This window comes from Winogradskyella ouciana (assembly GCF_009709615.1).
Classification (GTDB): Bacteria; Bacteroidota; Bacteroidia; order Flavobacteriales; family Flavobacteriaceae; genus Winogradskyella; species Winogradskyella ouciana.
The window spans coordinates 1-250 of the sequence record NZ_WJYA01000238.1 but is presented as its reverse complement, the minus strand read 5'-3'; the positions used below and the strand labels follow the sequence as shown (position 1 = coordinate 250).

The window sequence follows — 250 nt, the reverse complement described above, 5'->3', positions numbered from 1 at the left end:
AGGCGCGCAGTGATCAGCGAGCCACTGGACGGGCTGGCCTCGACCACCAGTACACCCAGCGACAACCCGCTGATGATCCTGTTGCGCCGCGGGAAATTACTGGCCTGCGGCGGACAGTCCAGCGGCAACTCTGACACCAGCGCGCCACCTTGCTCGATGATCTGCGCCGCCAGCCCCACATGCCGCCGCGGGTACAGGCACTGCAAGCCAGTGCCCAGCACGGCCACCGTTTTGCCGCCGCCGTCCAGCG

At 68.0% G+C, this 250-nt stretch carries 1 protein-coding gene; it reads right to left on the bottom strand.

The window, feature by feature from the left end; all coding sequences use genetic code 11:
• On the bottom strand, positions 1–250 hold a 250-nt coding region (locus tag F1003_RS19060), incomplete at both ends, for a DNA-processing protein DprA (RefSeq protein WP_202913934.1).